At 39.9% G+C, this 18,919-nt stretch carries 14 protein-coding genes, 1 tRNA gene and 6 pseudogenes; 13 read left to right on the plus strand and 8 right to left on the minus strand.

Annotated elements, in window-relative coordinates; all coding sequences use genetic code 11:
- Window positions 1-6: 6 nt before the first annotated feature.
- A pseudogene (gene pilB, locus HUE57_RS07895) lies at window positions 7-1,719 on the minus strand (type IV-A pilus assembly ATPase PilB).
- A 616-nt stretch (window positions 1,720-2,335) separates the two neighbouring features.
- Between pilB and HUE57_RS19940 the strand changes: the two are divergent.
- From HUE57_RS19940 to HUE57_RS07940, 10 genes and pseudogenes are all read left to right on the plus strand, one after another.
- Window positions 2,336-2,482, plus strand: a complete 147-nt coding sequence (locus tag HUE57_RS19940) for a hypothetical protein (RefSeq protein ID WP_320416282.1) — start codon at window positions 2,336-2,338, stop codon at window positions 2,480-2,482.
- A 14-nt stretch (window positions 2,483-2,496) separates the two neighbouring features.
- Window positions 2,497-3,542 (plus strand): annotated as a pseudogene (locus tag HUE57_RS07900) (DegT/DnrJ/EryC1/StrS family aminotransferase).
- A gap of 49 nt (window positions 3,543-3,591) precedes the next feature.
- A complete protein-coding gene (locus HUE57_RS19600; protein ID WP_174672986.1) occupies window positions 3,592-3,858 on the plus strand; it encodes a WbqC family protein in 267 nt (88 codons plus the stop codon).
- A 22-nt stretch (window positions 3,859-3,880) separates the two neighbouring features.
- Window positions 3,881-4,243 (plus strand): annotated as a pseudogene (locus HUE57_RS19605) (WbqC family protein); the annotation flags it as partial.
- A gap of 466 nt (window positions 4,244-4,709) precedes the next feature.
- Window positions 4,710-5,426, plus strand: a complete 717-nt coding sequence (locus tag HUE57_RS07915; RefSeq protein WP_174672988.1) for a DegT/DnrJ/EryC1/StrS family aminotransferase — start codon at window positions 4,710-4,712, stop codon at window positions 5,424-5,426.
- A gap of 799 nt (window positions 5,427-6,225) precedes the next feature.
- Window positions 6,226-6,726, plus strand: coding sequence for a sulfotransferase (locus HUE57_RS07920; protein ID WP_174672989.1), 501 nt, complete (start codon window positions 6,226-6,228; stop codon window positions 6,724-6,726).
- A gap of 728 nt (window positions 6,727-7,454) precedes the next feature.
- Window positions 7,455-7,952, plus strand: coding sequence for a methyltransferase domain-containing protein (locus HUE57_RS07925; protein ID WP_174672990.1), 498 nt, complete (start codon window positions 7,455-7,457; stop codon window positions 7,950-7,952).
- Between the two features lie 69 nt (window positions 7,953-8,021).
- Window positions 8,022-8,612 (plus strand): oligosaccharide flippase family protein, encoded by a 591-nt coding sequence (locus tag HUE57_RS07930; RefSeq protein WP_174672991.1) that lies wholly within the window; start codon window positions 8,022-8,024, stop codon window positions 8,610-8,612.
- On the plus strand, window positions 8,597-9,265 hold the full coding sequence (locus tag HUE57_RS07935) for a lipopolysaccharide biosynthesis protein (RefSeq protein WP_174672992.1): 669 nt from the start codon (window positions 8,597-8,599) through the stop codon (window positions 9,263-9,265). Before HUE57_RS07930 ends, HUE57_RS07935 begins: the two co-directional genes overlap by 16 nt.
- A gap of 417 nt (window positions 9,266-9,682) precedes the next feature.
- Window positions 9,683-10,258 carry a hypothetical protein gene (locus tag HUE57_RS07940; protein WP_174672993.1) on the plus strand — a complete coding sequence of 192 codons (576 nt, stop codon included), beginning with the start codon at window positions 9,683-9,685 and terminating at the stop codon, window positions 10,256-10,258.
- A 223-nt stretch (window positions 10,259-10,481) separates the two neighbouring features.
- Here HUE57_RS07940 and HUE57_RS07945 read toward each other — a convergent pair whose 3' ends face one another.
- On the minus strand, window positions 10,482-10,703 hold the full coding sequence (locus HUE57_RS07945; protein ID WP_174672994.1) for a hypothetical protein: 222 nt from the start codon (window positions 10,701-10,703) through the stop codon (window positions 10,482-10,484).
- A 1,679-nt stretch (window positions 10,704-12,382) separates the two neighbouring features.
- Here HUE57_RS07945 and HUE57_RS07950 point away from each other — a divergent pair.
- From HUE57_RS07950 to HUE57_RS20230, 3 genes and pseudogenes are all read left to right on the plus strand, one after another.
- Complete coding sequence (locus tag HUE57_RS07950; protein WP_174672995.1) at window positions 12,383-12,688, plus strand: glycosyltransferase family protein; 306 nt, start codon at window positions 12,383-12,385, stop codon at window positions 12,686-12,688.
- A 766-nt stretch (window positions 12,689-13,454) separates the two neighbouring features.
- Window positions 13,455-14,024, plus strand: a pseudogene (locus HUE57_RS07955) (glycosyltransferase); the annotation flags it as partial.
- 65 nt (window positions 14,025-14,089) lie between these two features.
- Window positions 14,090-14,299 (plus strand): glycosyltransferase, encoded by a 210-nt coding sequence (locus HUE57_RS20230; RefSeq protein WP_420885715.1) that lies wholly within the window; start codon window positions 14,090-14,092, stop codon window positions 14,297-14,299.
- A 290-nt stretch (window positions 14,300-14,589) separates the two neighbouring features.
- Here the strand turns inward: HUE57_RS20230 and HUE57_RS07960 are convergent.
- From HUE57_RS07960 to HUE57_RS07985, 6 genes and pseudogenes are all read right to left on the minus strand, one after another.
- Window positions 14,590-15,473: pseudogene (locus tag HUE57_RS07960) on the minus strand (glycosyltransferase family 2 protein).
- 341 nt (window positions 15,474-15,814) lie between these two features.
- Window positions 15,815-16,156, minus strand: a complete 342-nt coding sequence (locus tag HUE57_RS07965; protein WP_174672997.1) for a hypothetical protein — start codon at window positions 16,154-16,156, stop codon at window positions 15,815-15,817.
- 987 nt (window positions 16,157-17,143) lie between these two features.
- Window positions 17,144-17,413: a hypothetical protein gene (locus HUE57_RS07970; RefSeq protein ID WP_174672998.1), complete on the minus strand. Its 270-nt coding sequence runs from the start codon at window positions 17,411-17,413 to the stop codon at window positions 17,144-17,146.
- Window positions 17,414-17,547: 134 nt separating this feature from the next.
- Window positions 17,548-17,969: pseudogene (locus HUE57_RS07975) on the minus strand (pilin).
- Between the two features lie 106 nt (window positions 17,970-18,075).
- The gene (locus HUE57_RS07980; protein ID WP_174672999.1) at window positions 18,076-18,501 is read right to left on the minus strand and encodes a pilin; all 426 of its coding nucleotides are present in this window, start codon (window positions 18,499-18,501) and stop codon (window positions 18,076-18,078) included.
- A 305-nt stretch (window positions 18,502-18,806) separates the two neighbouring features.
- Window positions 18,807-18,881, minus strand: a tRNA-Glu gene (locus tag HUE57_RS07985).
- Window positions 18,882-18,919: the final 38 nt, after the last annotated feature.

The following is an 18,919-nucleotide window of genomic DNA, read 5'->3' on the forward strand; positions in this document are numbered from 1 at the left end:
CATTCCTTATTCCTTTGTTACGCGGTTGACTTCTTCTAAACTGGTTACGCCCTGCCTGACCTTCTCCAAGCCGGACTCTCTCAGGTCAGGGATGTCCTCTTTTCGGGCTTGATCAGCGATCTGAAGAGCATTCCCACCTTCCATGATGATTCTTTCTATAGCTTCAGAGATCGGCATTACCTGATAGATGCCGACGCGTCCTTTGTAACCGTCAGTACACTGGTCGCATCCGTTCGCGCCATAGATAGTGAGCTTTGGAAGCTCCTCTTCAGTAAAACCTTCCTGAATAAGGGTGTCATGAGGTATTTCTTCTACTGTCTTACATTTTTCACACAATCTACGCCCAAGACGCTGGGCGATGATAAGGTTAACAGCAGATGCAATATTGAACGGTGCAACACCCATGTTTAGAAGTCGACTTAAAGTCTGTGGGGCATCATTGGTGTGTAGCGTCGATAGAACCATGTGACCTGTTTGTGCAGCTTTTATGGCAATCTCTGCAGTCTCGAGATCTCGGACCTCACCCACCATGATCACATCGGGGTCTTGACGAAGGAATGATCGTAACGCAGAGGCGAAGTCGAGTCCCGCTTTAGGGTTCACGTTCACCTGATTTACGCCCGGGAGATTGATTTCAGCGGGATCCTCAGCGGTTGATATATTACGGTCTGGTGTATTGAGTATGTTGAGGCCGGTATACAGAGATACAGTCTTACCACTACCAGTTGGTCCTGTTACAAGGATCATTCCGTGTGGTTTGGAAAGTGCGTCAAGATAGAGCTGTTTCTGTTCAGCTTCATAACCAAGAGCATCAATGCCTAGCTTTGCGCTACTTGGGTCAAGAATACGCATTACGATCTTTTCACCAAATAGAGTTGGGCAGCTGCTGACACGGAAATCGATAGCTCTGTTCTTCGAGAGCTTCATCTTCATTCGACCATCTTGCGGTACACGGCGCTCAGCGATGTCTAGTTGCGACATTACCTTGATTCGAGCGGCAATTCTTGTTGATAGATTAACTGGAGGAGTAGCAACCTCATGAAGAATGCCATCTTGGCGATAACGAACACGGTAGAATTTTTCAAAGGGTTCGCAATGGATGTCTGATGCCCCCCTGTTGATTGCGTCAACAAGGATCTTGTTAACGAAACGGACAACTGGCGCATCATCTACGTCCAGATCACCGGCATCACCTTGATCTTCTTCGCCCGAAGTGATATCGAGATTTTCAAGGTCGGCATCAAGAAGAAGATCGGACATGCTACTGCTGTCTTGTTCTTCAAGAACCTTCTCGATCATCTGGACGAGAGGTTCCTCTTCAACCAGTATGGCGTCCGTATTTACACCAGTGTGGAACTTGATTTCATCAAGAGCCTGAAGATTGGTCGGATCTGATAACGCTACGTAGAGTCTGTTACCTCGTTTGAATAGGGTAGAGCCTGATGTTGTTGAATAAGCTTCTCACTGACGAGGTTTTCAGGTAATGATTCTCTGTCAATGACGTTGATATCGAAGACGGGTACTCCAAACTCTTGAGCCGCTGCCCATGCAATGTCTTTGCTGCTAACTAGTTTATTTTAACAAGATAACTAACGAGTTGAAGTTTTTATTGGTGGCTTGCTGAGTACTTTCGAGTGCGGCTTGCTCTGACAGCAGGCCGTCATTGACCAGACGTCTGGCAAGACCACTGATATTAATCTGTTGGTTAGGTGTGGCCATTATTTATAATCTATTTTGTTCGCCAAATGGTGATCATAGTATACGATGGTAATGTATGTTAAGCCACTATCCAAGTGGTTGATTTGTATAGGACTATGGATCTGACAACGCTGTGTGCCTAATCTGGTGTGGATAGCAAATAGATGATTTACCCAATGGTCTAAAATTTGGTGTTAGTTTGTAGTGAGAACTGCGAGTAAGTAAAGAGTCTCACGAAGTTTGCGACACATTCTCTGTGGGCATTACGATGGAATAGTGGTGATTGTTAGTGGATAGTGATCGTCTGAGCTGAAAAGTAGGAGTGTAGATGAAGGCGGTTTGTAAGGAAAAAGCAATAATTACTGCTTTTGGTGTTAAATTTGGGTGTTTGAATTATAGGCTTTAATGGTTCATAGGGGTGACGTAATAACTTTAGATTATGAAGGGTTGTCTTGAATATGCCAAATGCCGAATTCATATAGGGATTATATGATGCATTAATGTGGTGCTTGCTCAGTGTCAAAGATGGTTCTTACGTGTGAAGAAACTGAGTTCGTCAATGACGATGTTCATTTGAATGTGTCGAGCGTAGCTTACCTTATTAACCTAACCTAATATTTAGTGGGATCGTTTTTCTATGAAAGATATACATGCTTATTCGGATCTTGCGATCAATGGAGCTGTTCCTGCTTTTGATGAACCTCTGCATGTAGGAAAGCCAAATGTCGGTGAAAGAGCTCTTTTGAACATTATGTTGATGAGCTATTTAAAAGAGGTCGTTTAAGTAATAACGGTCCGTTGGTTCAGGAGTTGGAAAGGAAGGTCGCAGGCTATCATAGTGTTAAGCACTGTGTGGCTATGTGTAACGGTACAGTTGCACTTGAGATCGCCATTAGAGCTTTAGGCATGGAAGGTGAAGTGATTATCCCATCCTATACGTTCATAGCTACTGCACATGCATTGCATTGGCAGGGACTGATACCTGTATTTGCCGACATTGATCCGCGAACTCATACGTTGGATCCAAATGCAATCAAGCGCATGATTACGCCGCGCACTACGGGTCTAATAGGTGTGCATTTATGGGGACGGCCAGCTCACATAGGTGCATTAGAAGAAATTGCTGAGGAGTACCATCTTGAGTTGATGTTTGATGCTGCGCATGCTTTTGGATGCTCTTATCAAGGAAGAATGATAGGTGGTTTTGGAAGATGCGAAGTCTTAAGTTTTCATGCGACTAAAGTTTTTAATACATTTGAGGGTGGAGCCGTTCTAACAAATGATGATGAACTGGCTGAAACGATGCGTTTGATGAGGAATTTTGGATTCTCGGGTGCAGATAATGTCATTCTTCCAGGAACTAATGGCAAGATGACAGAAATTTCAGCAGCTATGGGGGTTACGAATCTTAAGTCTATAAAAAGACAATTAATGCGAATAGAGCTGCCTATCGGAGATACCGAGATGGTTTGGCCAGGGTTCCAGGAATTAAAGTACTGACTTTTGATGAAGGTGAGTATTGTAATTTCCAATATGTTGTGGTTGAGGTGGCGGAGGATTGTGCTGTAACGCGTGATCAGCTTATAGAGGCACTACAAGTAGAAAATATATTGGCTAGGAAATATTTTTGGCCTGGCTGTCATAAAATGAAGCCGTATGTGGATGATTATCCTCATGCGGGGTTGCTGCTTGAAAATTCTCAACATGTCAGCGAGAGGGTGGTGGTTCTACCGACTGGCGCCTCCCTGAGTGAGGAGACAATACAGGCGGTGGTAAGCGTTATTAGTGTGATGGTTGAATCTGAAAAACTGTCGAAGTGTAGTGATTCCGCTTTAAAAAGATAAGAAGTAAAGAGATTGAGTCGCTGTGAATGGTGTGTCAGAAGGAGAGGTAATGAAAATTGGTGTTATGCAGCCTTATGCATTTCCGTATATAGGATATTTTCAGCTTATTAACTATGTAGAGAAGTGGGTTGTGTTTGATGGAGCGCAATATATTAGCAAGGGATGGATTAATAGAAATAGGATTTTGCACCCAGATAGAAGCAAAGAGTGGCAGTATGTGACCATTCCTACCAGAAAACATTCACATACAGATAAAATATGCGACATAAAAATAAATAATGATATTAAATGGCGCGATCAGTTTTGGGTAAGCTAACAGCATATAAAAGAAAAGCCCCTTTTATGTGCAAACAATTGATCTCATAAAAGAATGTTTGACTTATGAGTCGGTAAGCTTATCTAACTGGGTTACCAACTCTCTTGTATTATCGTGCCAGAGATTGGGAATAGCATTCGATTACTCAATGTTCTCTAGTATGAATATTGATACGTCAGATGTGCGTGAACCTGGCGACTGGGCACTAAAGATAGCGTGCGAAGCCGGTGCAGATGAGTATGTTAATCCGTATGGTGGTTACTCAATCTTCTCTGAAGAGAAGTTTATTGAACGTGGAGTGTCACTAAAGTTTCTCAAGCCTGAGCTTAGTTCTTACGTGCAGCGGAGAGGTGAATTTGTTGAGGGCTGTCAATTATCGATGTGATGATGTGGGTAGATACAGCTGGAATACTTGAAATTCTTGGTGAGCATAAAGTGATGACGTGGGCGATGTTGGATCATAACGAGGTTGCTGGTTAAAAGGATAGCTTTGGCAATATAGTGGGATTTCTATTGGTCATGTTGTGTGTATGAAAGAATTCATAATTAGTTTAATTATGAAGCGTATGTAATACGAATTCATTATTAGTATGAGAGGCTTTAAGGATTTGACAACTAAAATCAAGTGTAAATAGTTATGTTAAGTAAATCACCTGAAATTAAAAATAACTGCACACATCCCATGTTGGTAACTGGGTCAGCTAGGCAGGGATTAAAAATTGTTTTGGAAGGCTTGAAGTTGCGTGGAGCTAAGAGCATTCTTCTGCCGGCGTATATTGGTATTACTGATCGTGAGGATCGGGCGTGTTTGATCCTGTCTTGGATTCAGCTCTGACTATGCGTTTTATGAAGTGGGCCTAGATTTAAGTGCTAGCAAAGAAAACTTATATGCTCTTATAAAATCAAATAAATATTCTGTTTTATTGGTAATACACTACTTCGGTTTTTGTCAAAATAATATGGAAGAGATAAGCGCCTTATGTAAGGAACATGGCGTCGTGTTGATAGAGGACTGCGCCCATACTATGTTCGGGTATTGTTCGGGTGTAAGGCTCGGTTCGATCGGTGACTTTTCAATATTCTCCGTGCATAAAATATTGTCCGTAGAGAATGGAGGGATATTGCAGGTCAATTCAAGTGAGTATCTGGATCTTATTAACAAGGTAAAGTTAGATGGGTTGTATTGTGATGTTTTGGGTGAAGTTTTAATGTCAGATCTGGAGTGCGTTAGATCAAAGAGAAGAGATAATTATTGTGCGCTAATGAATGTCTTGGTTGAATTTGATGGTATCGAGATGATGTATCCAGATCTTCCAGAGGGTGTTTCACCCCACAATATGCCCATTATTATTAGAAGAGGTAGGCGTGAAGAGGTCTATTTTAAATTGATAGATCTAGGTATACCGGTGGTCGCTCTGTACTACAGGATGATAAGCGCTATTAGTGCAGAGGTTTTCAAAGATTCAATATACCTTTCAGAAAATATCCTGAATTTACCTGTTCATCAGGATGTGGATAGTGATGATGTGATTAGTGTGCGCGAAGCATTTAGGAAGATCTATGGCTAAAGATGAAACTTATTGGCAGGAACATTGGCGTTCGCATTCGAAACTGGACGATAATGACCCGCAAAACAAGTTGCCAGAACGAAATATGGAGTGGCGATTAGCAATGGTGCGTGGTTGAAGACCTGTGATTATATAATTGATCAGATTATGCCAGTCAAAACCGATGTTTTTCTTGATATTTGCTGTGGAATGGGCTGTTAGAAGAGTGTCTAGTTTCTAAGGTTGACAAGATAATAGGTGTAGACTTCTCAGAAAAACTATTAAATGAATTTGTTGTTGAAAGTAGTAAAATAATTAAAGTATGCTCTGATGTAAATAAGTTCGATTATTCATCGTGTAAATATGATCATGCAATAATGTATTTTGCAGCGCAACATTTCAGTGAGGAAGAGTTGTGCATAATTATTGATAAGATCTCTAAGAACATACAAAAAGGCGGCAAGATATACATCGGTGATGTGCCTGATATTACTCGAAAATGGGAGTTTTATAGTACCTCTGAAAATCGAAACTATTACTATTCATGTCTGAAGGATGGGGTGCCAAATATTGGAACATGGTTCGAAAAAGAATATTTTCTTTATATGGCAGAATGCTTAGGATTCGACGAGGTAATTGTTAAGGATCAACCAGAATTTATGAACAATAGTAGTCATAGATATGATGTGTTGTTCGTAAAATGAGTATGTTCAATATCGAAAGTGAAGCATCAAGTGATGATGTGTTTATCCAATACGAGTGAATAGTGTTGTATCGAGTGATGAGATATTGACTGTTTTGTCTAAAGTAAGTGTTGTCTATGTTCAATAAAGTAGTCTTGATAACAGGTATGCCAAGGTCTGGTACAAGTTGGCTAGGCCAGATAGTTGATAGTTCACCGGATGTGGCGTATCGATTAGAACCCCTGTTTTCATATAGGTATAAGAATATTATTAATAAAGAATCGGATGCATTAAGCATAAATAGATTCTTGAAATCCATTTACCTCACAACCGATGAGTTTATTTGTCAGACTGAAAGCAGAAGCATAGGTCGCTATCCCAGTTATCATAAAAATGAGTCTCCTTCGGTGTTGGCGATTAAGACCACGCGTCATCATGAATTATTATCAAAGTATTTGAGGTGTATTGATGATTTGGAAGTGGTATCAATTGTTAGGCATCCATGTGCGGTAATTAACTCATGGATATCGACTGACAAGGAATTTAAAGATAAGGGGTGTAGTGTTGCAATAGATTGGAAAAGCGGGGTGTGTAGAAAGGATGGTATCGGTGAAAGCTGGGGTTTGATGACTGGTTGAGTGAGACAAAGAGCCATCTAAACTTAGCGCTTAAAAATGATAATTTTAATATTATCAAGTACTCATCGCTTGTAACTGATTCAGAACGAGAAATAAGAAAGCTTTTTCTAGGATTGGTATACCGATAGAGAGGCAAACAGAAGTCTTTTAAAAGAATGTAATCAGAGTCATAGCGATGACCCATATTCAGTGTTTAAGAGTAAGAGTGTAATGGACGACTGGCGTCAGTCACTGGATAGTGCGATCAGGGATGAAATAATTGCCGAAACGGTTGCGTCAGGTTTAGATGCGTTCTTGGAGTAACATGTGCGCATAGGTTTGATAATTAAATCGGATAATTGATTGTTCATATGGTCTTGTCAGTATTGGCTCCAACGTTCCATTGCTGGTTTGTAAATCGTTAAGAATGCACATAAGTAGTTAGGGTGAATAGACGTGAATTGCATTATTTGTAGCTCGAAAATGATTTACTATTTTACAAAATTCTTTGAAGAGTATGGGCTGGGTAGTGTTGACTATTATAAGTGTGATTCGTGCGGATTCTGTCTTTCGAAAAATCACGTAGAAATGAGTGATGATGATTGGAAGGTTTTAAATCATGATTTTCATGTTAAGAGTCATGGCAGCAACACAAATCCATTTAATAGAAACCAAAGATATTTTAACCAGTCATTGATGTTATATCTGATGAATAAGCACGATCTGATTGAGCATGGTTCTTGGCTTGATTGGGGGCTGGTAATGGTGTGATATCTAATCACTTACTTAAATACTTTGACCTAGAGCTGCATAACTACGATATGTACTTTTCAGCAGATCATAATAAAGTATCAGAGGATGAGCTAAAATTAAGAGGTTATAATCTTGTCGTTAATAGTGGCGTATTTGAGCATGTAAGGAGTAGAGAAACACTTGATCGAATCGAGGGCTATGTGAAAGAAGATGGCTGTCTTGCTATTCACACACTGGTGGCTGAGGAGATCCCAAGAGGCCCTGATTGGATGTATCTTCTTCCTGTGCATTGTTCGTTCCATACAAATCATAGTATGGATCTTCTTATGAAACAGTGGGGATATACCTCATCTGTATATAACGAATCATCAAAGTTGTGGGTACTATTCAAAGGCTGTGATAAAACGATAAAAGAGCACGTTGATGCTATGAATAACTCATTAGGTTGGGAATATCTTTACTATCGCAGTGGTTTTGTTGATTATTGGAAGTGACAGGAAATAATGTTACTAAATAATACATATTAAAATGTTAAATCGATATGTCATCAACTGGCATCTGGAATGAGATATAAGTCTTCTGTCGGTAGAAATATTGGTGCTAATTATATAGGCACAATATATAACGCAATTGTCGGTATTGCAGTTCTCCCACTATATATCGGTTATGTAGGAGAAGAAGCATTTGGCTTGATTGGTCTCTACATCATGCTTCAGGCATGGTTAACTCTACTTGATCTGGGTCTATCACCGCTTTTAGCAAGGGAGGCGGCTAAGTCGCGTCGTGATGAATCTGGCAGTGCGAGATTAGTTAAAATAACACACAGCCTTGAGCTCATGATTTTAGTGATCTCACTTTTCACGTTCCTTATGATTGGATATCTCAGCGAGTGGATATCTCTCGTCTGGCTAAGTATTGGAAGTCTAGAGGCGCCCAAGGTAATTGCAGCAGTCACGCTTATTGGTCTTACAATAGCGCTGAGGTATTTCTCCTCCTTATATCGAAGCGGTTTGCAGGGGCTTGAGCGTCAGGTCGACCTTAATGTGATCAATGTCATCATAGTCACGTTGAGATACTTTGGTGCGCTTATGCTGCTGCGGTATGTAAGCGTTGATATAACAGTGTTTTCACCTATCAGGTGCTTGTTGGCGTAATTGAGATTGGGGTTCTCTCAAGGCAATATTACAAGGCAGTATCCTGCAAACAGAAAATAAGTATTCGGATCTATCTTAATGAAATCATACCAGTAATACCCTTTGCAACGGGTATTGCGTATACAGCTTTAATTGCTGTAGTGGCTAATCAAATAGATAAGCTTGTTATGTCAAATATACTACCGATACACGAGTATGGGTATTTTACGTTGGTAGTAATAATTTCAACTGGAATTGTTCAATTGTCGAAGCCTATAGGCCAGGCAGTACTTCCAAGAATGACGTATCTTCTTTCAAATGAAGATATGCAGAAAATGTTGACACTTTATAGGGGGACGCAGATTGTTGCAGTGTTTATAGTTCCATTGTCTGGTGTGATTGCTATATATTCTTATGAAATATTGTATCTATGGAGTGGTGAGATTAATGCAGCAGAATGGGGAAAAGATATTTTATTCTGGTTTTCGTTGAGTAGTGGGATATTAGCGGTAAACTCATTTCAGTACCATCTTCAATTTGCATATGGAAAGTTAAAGCTGCACGTCATATATACATCGGTCATGGCTATCATTCAGATACCGCTACTAATTTATGTGGCTTATATGTATGGTCCACTTCAAGTGGCTGTCACGTGGTTTTTCTCAGGCTGTTAACATTGTTAGTATGGACACCCTACATTCACTATAAGTTTGCTCCTGGTATACATTTAAGATGGCTGTTGTTTGATATCGTGCCAAGCATCTTGATTTCGTTGCTTATATTATTAATCTCTAAAGATTATTATATGTTTACCAGTACTTATGATGAGGTTATAAGTGCGGTATTTATCGCTCTTGTTTTATAATAATAGTTATTGCCAATATTATTATGTCGCCTATATGCAGGAATTTGATTAAAAAGGTTTTGGATAAGTTTTATTAACTAATATGAAATACTGCAAGAGAATTGTTGTTTACGCTCCGAGCTATGATGAGAATGTTGGAGGAATTATTGCACTACATCGCTTGTCTCAACTATTGCAAGAAAGTGGATATAAGTGCTGTCTGCATCCATGGTCTCCGCAGTTTTCAATGTCAAAGCCAATGTTTACGATAGTTCAAATTGTTAAATATATATATGGAAGTATAGTTGGTCGTCGATATGAAACATTAAAACAAAATTACATACCCATAATAGACGCTATCGATCCAGAAAGTGATGTCATTGTTTATCCAGAAATTGTCATTGGTAATCCCTTGCGCGCGAGGAATGTGGTTCGTTGGGTTATGTATTATCCGGGAAAAATAATGGGTAAATGGGGTTATGGTAATGATGATTTAATATTTAGCTATCACGATATGTTTTCACGTAATCATAAATATATACACTATGGTGGTGAGCTAAAGATAATCTTCTTACAGAAGTCATACTACAATAGTAAATCCGCGAAGAGATCAGGTACATGTTATATAAAGAGAAAGAGGAAATATAGAAAAATAGTACATGACCTAGATAATTCCAAGCTCATTGATGGTAAGGCACATGAGGAAATCGCAGAAATATTCAGGAATTCGGAAGCTTGTATATCTTATGATTGTTATACGATGTACTCAAGATATGCCGCTATATGTGGCTGTCTTTCAATAGTGGTTCCAGAAAAGGTGTAAGTAAATTACAGTGGAAGCCAAAAGAGGAAGACCGCTGGGGTATAGCTTATGGATTCGATGAAAAGAGATAAAGTGGGCTCTAAGTACGCGGCATAAAGTTCTTCCCTATCTAATAAATCATGAAGAGAAATGTAACGCAGAATCGACATCTAATTTTATCAGTATGTGTGTAAAATACTTTGATTTAACACGCTGACCGCCATGGAGAGCGAAGTGAGGGCGGTTAGTCCCCGATAGTCGACGCCGTCTGTATATTCGTAGTTGAGAGCGCGAGCGAACGACGGAGAAGATGCAGCACGGCTTTATGTCGGCGTAGAGTCACTGAGGGAGTTGTGTAGAGCCGCGAAGAGGTGATTACGCAACGTACGCAGGACGTCGGGCGCCGCAGGCATAAACGGTCGCGTGAAGTTTTTGCTGTTTGCTTGGGCTTGGATGCCCAAAACAAACTTTCGCAAAATAGCGACTCCCCGGAAGGAGTTTGACGATGTCTGTTGTGATGGTGTTTGTTGGTTAATAAGAGTAAGTTTGTTGGCCTAAATTGTTTTGCTGTAAACGTACTTAAGTACGTCTTTATGTTTCAATTCGAAAGCCTGTAAGGCTTGCTGATCGCTTGCTGATAGTGCGGAAGAGGGCGGACTATATTTTACGTGACTCATCTTAAAGCTATTTTTACTATTGATATGTGTGCCGAAGCGTTTGTTATACTGATCAATATTCAATAATACTTCATCGTCTAGACCAATAAATAATTTTACCCTATTAATGATAGATTCGTGATTGCTAGCTAGTGACTTGTAACTAACGATTAGAAGTCTATCTGGGTGTTCTTGTAGAGCACTTTTAATGTTTAAGAGTGAGGGGCATACTGCGAATGGAGTATTTTCTTTGTATTGCCACCACGTTTTATATTCGACTCGATTGCCTCTCTGGGTGTTTTAGGGTGACTATGAAGGGTCGATTAATTTTCCTCATTATTTCAGGTAGCCAGTATACATATCTAGGTGTTTTATCATAAATATATTTGGAGTTTTGAAGATTAATTTCAGCCTATCGTCCTCATGAAGCCTACCAGAGTATCGGTGTAATTTATCGTACATCTCAGTGTAGGAGCTTGAAGAGAGAATGTCGTCTCTATCTTCTTTTGTTACACCCCATCCCAGTTAGTTGATGATAGCCAGTCATAAAATGGAGTTACGAGATTAAAGTTTGTGATGTCACTCAATAAAAACCACATTCGACACCGGACGCAATGTCAGGGTGACCGTTTAATAGCTGTGAAAGAAGTGTGGTGCCGCTGTGCTCTTGCCCTGTTATGACGCATAAAAGTTGGCTCTTTCCGTTTTGTTGGTTGAGTGTGTCAATGTGACGAGGTGGTTTTGAGTGTAAGCCACCGCGCAAAATAATGCTTTGTGCAGTGCGAGTTAGTAATATGTAGTTTATTAATTTACGCATGTTGTGACGACCCAATATAATTGTTTTCATGTACCTATAGTATAACAAGAGACGCAAACAGTTATCATGAGTAATGATGGTGTTGTCGTATACTACGTGGCTGATAGCTAAATAACGGTATGTGTCGAGACTGTGGAGGAATTTCTTCGATATAGTGATAGATAATACATTGTATGTACAATAAGTTTGTTTATAGATTGGTGTCTATGTGGTGTTATCGTCTCAAATGTCTATTCATAAGTCTGACAGCTAATAAGATAAATGACTTGTATTCTGATTTAACATCTTTGAACAACACAAGAATTCCTGGCAAGATCAATTATATGTAGATGTTATATAGGGACTTGTAATAATTACTAAAGGCAAGATCAGATGTAAAATATACGCAGATGTACTTGATTTTGAAGATATTCAGGATATTGTCTCCATAAATAATCGATCCTTGAGATTTACTGCTAAATATACTCGTACGGATACGACCGTCGCCAGTTACTATCACGATATAAATTATGATGAGATTCATAAAATGAAAATATGTGCTGTAGTTATAGACTACTTCGGAAGTGAGATGACAGTAGCGGCACTTTCCTCGCTAGTGGGCCAAAAATAGCATGGTTTGTCGTTGTTGGAAACTCTAATAATGACGCTGCTAATGATGAATTGCAGGGTAGTGTGAATAAGTTATTTAGCAATAGAGGTATTAATAATTACGAATTTATTATTAATGATCAAAATCTAGGTTTTGCAAGTGGTATAAATTATGCGATTAATAGGGTAGAGGAGAATCAATCTTTCGAGTCTTATTTGGTAATGAATAATGATACTATTGCAAGCCCTGATCTTGTAGGGTGTCTTGAAAAGGAAATGATTAGTAATCATAAAGTGGCATTGGTATCACCCTCTATACTAGCGCCTGATGGTGTGATACTTCTCTTTATTACAACCGATACTCTGGAATACAAACTAAACGTAAGTTAGTAGGATCATTTAAATATTTAAGCGGGTGTTGTCTGCTGATTAATAGAAAACTGATTTCAGGAAATGTATTCGATCCGGAATTCTTTATGTATGGAGAGGATGTGGATCTTTCATGGAGGGTGAGGCTTCTTGGTTTTATATTGCGCAAATAGAATCAACCTCAGTCGTTCATCAGGGAGTGCGTCAAGTAAAGTCGGTAGTGATTTTTATGAGTTGCACGTCATTCGTGGACATATTCTTCTTTCAGACAAGCTTAATAGCGGCGCGTTATTGAAGGCTATCTCTAAAATAATTACTCTCATATTCTTAATGTTTCGTGGGTTATATAGATCGAGTAAATATAAAAAATTACGCCACTAATTAGTATATTTAAGTCGCTTATTAAATAGCGTCAACAATATTATATGCCATTGACATTAACCTAGGTCTTATATGCAAAATATGAATGTAACGTATTGTGATAAGTCCGGGGTGATAGAAGTTGAGTGAACTAGATTGCACGGGTGGAAAATGAATAATAAACGGGTACTAGTGCTAACATCGACATTCCCAAAGTGGGATGGAGATACGGCTCCCTCATTCATATTCCAACTTTCAAATAGAATGGGAGTCAGAAATGATGTCTTCGTTCTATCACCTTATAGTAATGGTTCAAAAATTACCGAAACAATGTCTCGCTTAAATGTCTATAGATTCAAGTATTGGTTTGGTAAAAACTTCTAGCTGATGGTGCAATTCTACCAAGCCTAAAAACAAGTTACTGTGGTTGCAAATCATACCATTTATTCTGGCTGAACTATTTGCGGTTAGAAGGCTCGTAAAGAAAAAAATTAATGTTATCCATGCGCATTGGTGTATACCTCAGGGTTTCGTTGCAGTCGCTTACAAGCTTCTATTCTTTTCTAAAGTGAAGATTATATGCACATCTCATGGGGCTGACATATACGGACTAAGAAAATATGACTTTATTAAAAGGTGGGTGCTTAATAGATGTGATCGAATAACAGCAGTTAGCAATGCTCTCAAGGCTGAAATATTGGCATTGAACGTGAAAGTGGATGTAAAAGTTATTCCTATGGGCGTTGATCTGTCTCTGTTTAATCCAAATGCAAAGTCTGGCGTCCTGCAATCTCGTTATTCTATCAATGGACCTTTGCTTCTATATGTTGGTCGACTGAGTGATAAGAAAGGGGTTAAATACCTTATATCTGCAATGACTAAAATTGTACGGAGCGTGCCATCAACAAAGCTATTGATAGTCGGTGACGGGGAGGAACTAGAATCACTGTCTGATTTGTCATCTGATCTTGGCTTGAGCAATGAGATTGTCTTTGCGGGTGCGGTTAAAATAGTGATTTACCAGGCTACTATGCTGACGCAGACATATTTATTGGTCCTTCAATTGTTTCAAATGACGGTGATACAGAAGGCTTTGGGTTGGTGTTTGTTGAATCTATTGGTAGCGGATGTTATACGATTGCAACCGATCTACCAGCAGTTGCTGATATTGTAGTAGATGGTAAGTCCGGATTTATCGTTACTCAACGAAGTAGTGATGAAATAGCGATGACTGTATTAAAAATACTTTCTAATCCAAAAAATATGCAATGATGAAATCATACGCACGAGAATTTGCTCTAAAAACTATGATTGGGAAGTGATAGCTAAAAATACTGTGATCTCATTATTTAAAATGTCGATTCAGTTAGGTAGTGATTCGTGTCATCTGGATATGTGTTAATTGTTTCTATGTTGCATCGGATTTAAATCACCGACTGCTTATAACGCTTGAAGGTAACCTCATATCTAGGCGGTTATATATATCTTGGTATCGCAGTTCCCCCCGTTCTTTAAATGGTATGACACAGTTGGTTTTGAGTTTTCCTGTATAACAGAGGTGCTCACTCACTTCCATTATTTTCCGTGTTGCTGTAGAGCAATCCGGTGACTTGTTCAGAAACCAATCCTATTAAAAATGATAATTGAAGTGGAAAGTAGAAGGGCACTCATGTTTGTAAATCGGTCGGCTGTGATAAATGTATACATGTAGTATCCTGTGCCAACGATAAAGTGAAATAAACTTATGGGAATAAAAGCTTTAGTGGCGAGTAGAGTGTGCCAATTTTAAATATAATTAAAAGGAAGCGAATACCATCGCTGATTGGCTTTATATGGCTCTTTCCAGTTCTCTTTGCGGCATGAATTGGAATATAACAAACTGAGTAACCTGCTCTAAAAAATGCCATGGTGCAGGTCGTCGGATATGAAAACTTATTGGGTAAAAGGTGGATGAATTCATGAAACTTATCTGCGCGAGCGGCTCTAAATCCTGATGTGAGGTCGTCAATGCGGTGGTTTGTCATCCAGGAAGATAGGTTGTTGTAGAGTTTATTGGCAAGCCCTCGTCCAATACTCGCTTGAGATCCTTTCTGTCGTGCACCTACAACCATGTCATAGCCTTCGTCAAGCTTTGATAGTAGGCGTGGTATGTCATCTGGGTTGTGTTGTCCATCTGCATCCATAAATAGAAGTGTGTTGCCTGTGGCAGCTCGTGCACCCGTTTTAATGGCGGCACCATTACCAATGCTGTAAGGATGTGATAATACTTTCACACCTGCTTCGATGCAACTTGTCTGGTATTGTCGCTAGAGCCGTCATCAACGATTATGATTTCATGTAAACAACTTAACGTTGTTATTTTTTCTAGCAGTGTCTTAAGTGGGATCGCCTCGTTCTTTGCTGGAATAATAAGGCTAACGGTGGCTTTACTGGTCTTTTGAATCATTATTAATCCGTGAATTGTTTTTGCATTAATAATTAACTGCTCAAGATTGTCTATATCCCTTTTTGCTATTACGTAAAGAGGGTTTTGCTCGCTTATCCATTTCTCTAGCAAGAGAGATGTATGTAAGTGCGTCATCATAGAGCCCTACAGTGGACAGCCAGGTAGCTTGAAGAAGTGGGATGTCAATTACCGGTTGTAGCTGATGAGCCTTATCGAGCGAATCCATCGCGGGTGAAAGCAACCGCTGGTTGGCATACATTTGTCAAGCCAATAATGCAACATATGTTGCGTGGTCCTCTGTTTGAACGATGGGTTGTAAGATGTTGCTTTGAAAATATTAATCATCTCATTGGTGTTAAGTGCCCCACACTCACCTTCATTGCAATTTGTGCAAACTGGATCAGTGTGGATGCTGAGGCGTGACTATACTTTGATGATTTCATTTTTAACTGAATTGCAGAAATATCATCTAAGGTCAGTGTCTCCTTGGTGCATTGAATTAGTGCTGTTTGAAGAATTAATGAAGCATCATTTGGATGGTGACCTAATGCAAGCGTGAGCTGTTTCTCGGCCTCATTATGATCGTTATTCATTAGTGCAAATGACGCTGCTGCTTGTCTGGCGCGTATTGATGTTGGGTGTTCTGAGGCCCATACCCGCGAAGCGACTAGGGGTTTCCCCATATTATACTATTTTGGTATACCGAGAATGTTGATGCAAAAGTAGGCATGAAAATAATGAAATGATTAATGGTTTGTGGGTTTTATAGTGCTTGACACCAATATAAGCGACAAAAGCAAAGGACCAATCATTGGTAGATAATTTCTATGCTCAAAATATAGTTCAAGCGGTAAAACAGTTGATTCCATCAGATGCCCGCTAAAGAACCATGCTATCGCAAGGCTAAAGAGCGGTGCTCTTTTTCTTGTGGCAAATCCCATAAAAGAAGAAATATAATAGTTCAATGGCAATGACTGTGCTTACAGGTGTGAATAAACTCTTTGAAATCACATAGTCATCATGAAATAGGCCGCCATTACCAAGTCTTGGAATTATGATTTGGCCTAGATAATCTAGAAGTATTCTTGACTCGGTTAGTACACGTTCATAAAATTAAAATCTCTGTTTGGCAGTATTGATGGGGCTTTAAAGGCTAAATATGCGATGTAGCTAATAATGCACAGGGCAGGCAGTGTAATAAAAATGTTTTCCATATTTTAAAGCTACTGAGATCACCCTTCGTGGCTTCTCTATACAGAATTGATTCTAATACAAATAAATAGACAAAAATCAGGGCACCATTTTCTTTGCTTAAGACAGAAAGTGGAACCAGTATTAAAACGAAAGGGTGAGTAGAAAATACCCTGTTTTGGGTCGTTCTGGAATTAAACCACGTAGATATAAATATAGTGTGAGGAGTGCCAGATTGAACAGGGCGCTTAATTCGGTCATTCTCTGTATTACATAGAGAACTGTCGATGTATTGAGTGGTTGAGTTAGCCAGAGGGCTGAAACTAGAAGTGCCGTCCACTCAGAGGCTCTAATCTCTACATTAGTAATAATGAGTAGTTTACGTATGAATGTGTAGACTAAGACGCCATTAAGAAGGTGAATCATTAACCCGGTATATTTAAATCCCCAGGGATCTGTCGGCCAGGCGTTATCATTGATTAAAAGCTAAGCAGGCTTATTGGGCGTCCGGTAGGTCCAGATGTACCGCCCAGCACAAATTGAAGAGAACGATTGAAGGTATCGAACTGGTCAAGCTGCTCTAATATGCTTAAGTTTGGGATGTCATCAAACAGAAAGGGTCCAATGAGTCCCGGCCAATAGATGGCAGCAGTCATTAAAATCAGAAGGTAAAGAAGGAAGGTTGGTGCGATTGCTGCTATATATTCGCTAGCCGACTTGCCTTGAGTGCTTAAGTCGTTATAGATCACGCGAAACTATTATATCCAGTTAGGTTTGTTTGAGTTGCTCCGCATAGCTTATTGAGTTGACTAGCAAAGCATTTGATTATCATTATGCATACATATGGTGTCACACTAAAATCTAGCGTGAGATGTTAACGCTATTATTTGCAGCTTGTAGGTCGAAACTTGTCTGGCATTGTACCCTCAGTGCATGTCCATTGAATCACGCTTCCGGCATCTACTGCCCTTAGTACAACGGTGCCACCACTTAACGCAAGAGTGTTATATGTAATGGTTATCAGGCTCCCTGATACCGATATAGAGTTAACTGCGCTTCCTGAGATGCTGCCAGCCACTGGTAGTCCCGCGCTGGTATTGTTTAATGGCCAAGTGCTATTACTCAGATAAAACTCACCTAGACCAATTTTTGATGATCCTGCTAAGGAGAGTCCCTCTGCTACATGCGCTCTTTTGTATAAACATTGTATGCAGGCACTGCAATAGCAGCAAGAATTCCGATAATTGCAACCACAATCATTAGCTCAATTAAGGTAAATCCCTTCAATCTATTGACCGTGTTCATGGTGTTCAAATTCCGTATTTCTGTAGGCATTTTCAAAATGAATCATGAAGAATAATGGCTAGGATGCTCATGAATTGAGTCATCCTAGCCAATTCTAAGGTGTTGCTTAGCGGCAGTTGGCTGGGAGCCACTTGCTCTTCATGGTTGCGTTACCTGCTGCGCAAGTCCATGCAATTGAACCGCCTGAAGCAGCTGATGCGCTAAGTGTAACGGTTGCACCTGATTCAACTTCGGTCTTATACGTGATGGTAATGATGCTGGTAGCTACGCTTACGCTATTAACCGCATTACCGGTAATGCTGCCTGATGGAGGCAGGCCAACTGAGGTGTTGTTGGAGCCCCATGAACCCTTACTTGAGAAGTACTCAGCAACACCAGCCTTGGCACCGGCAGCGAGGTTCAGGCCCTCGGTGACGTGTGAGCGTTTGGTGTAGTCCTGGTAAGCGGGTAGTGCGATGGCTGCCAGAATACCGATGATCGCGACTACGATCATAAGTTCGATCAGTGTGAAACCCTGTTGCATTTTCTTCATGGTCATTCTCCTAAAGCGTGAAATCTATATTGTGTACTTGATTGGGTAATAAATGAGCTCATTTGTCTGAACTTGACTCTGGCTCAAGTTAACCAAAAGCAAGATACAGGCGTATCAGTAGAAGCAAAGAGGATGCCAGTCTGTGTTTTCTGTGATGTATAGACAAAAATAACTAATAAAACAATCGGCTAGAGATATTGTCGTTTAGTAATAATGCACTGGAATGGCACCAACCGAACTCTATAAAAGAGTCTGAATGTAATAATGTGACAAAATTGTCACATATGGGCGTTGGGAGGGGAATGTGGTACTCCGTAGGGGAATCGAACCCCTGTTACCGGCGTGAGAGGCCAGTGTCCTTACCGCTAGACGAACGGAGCATCTATTTAGTCTGACCAGGCTGGTCCTACCGAACAGG

The organism is Candidatus Reidiella endopervernicosa (assembly GCF_013343005.1).
Classification (GTDB): Bacteria; Pseudomonadota; Gammaproteobacteria.

Coding starts and splice junctions, on each gene's coding strand:
- HUE57_RS19940 (WP_320416282.1), top strand. CDS start 2,336: ATGAAAGATATACATGCTTATTCGGATCTTGCGATCAATGGAGCTGTT.
- HUE57_RS19600 (WP_174672986.1), top strand. CDS start 3,592: ATGAAAATTGGTGTTATGCAGCCTTATGCATTTCCGTATATAGGATAT.
- HUE57_RS07920 (WP_174672989.1), top strand. CDS start 6,226: ATGTTCAATAAAGTAGTCTTGATAACAGGTATGCCAAGGTCTGGTACA.
- HUE57_RS07930 (WP_174672991.1), top strand. CDS start 8,022: ATGAGATATAAGTCTTCTGTCGGTAGAAATATTGGTGCTAATTATATA.
- HUE57_RS07940 (WP_174672993.1), top strand. CDS start 9,683: ATGTCAAAGCCAATGTTTACGATAGTTCAAATTGTTAAATATATATAT.
- HUE57_RS07965 (WP_174672997.1), bottom strand. CDS start 16,156: ATGGGGAAACCCCTAGTCGCTTCGCGGGTATGGGCCTCAGAACACCCA.
- HUE57_RS07980 (WP_174672999.1), bottom strand. CDS start 18,501: ATGAAGAAAATGCAACAGGGTTTCACACTGATCGAACTTATGATCGTA.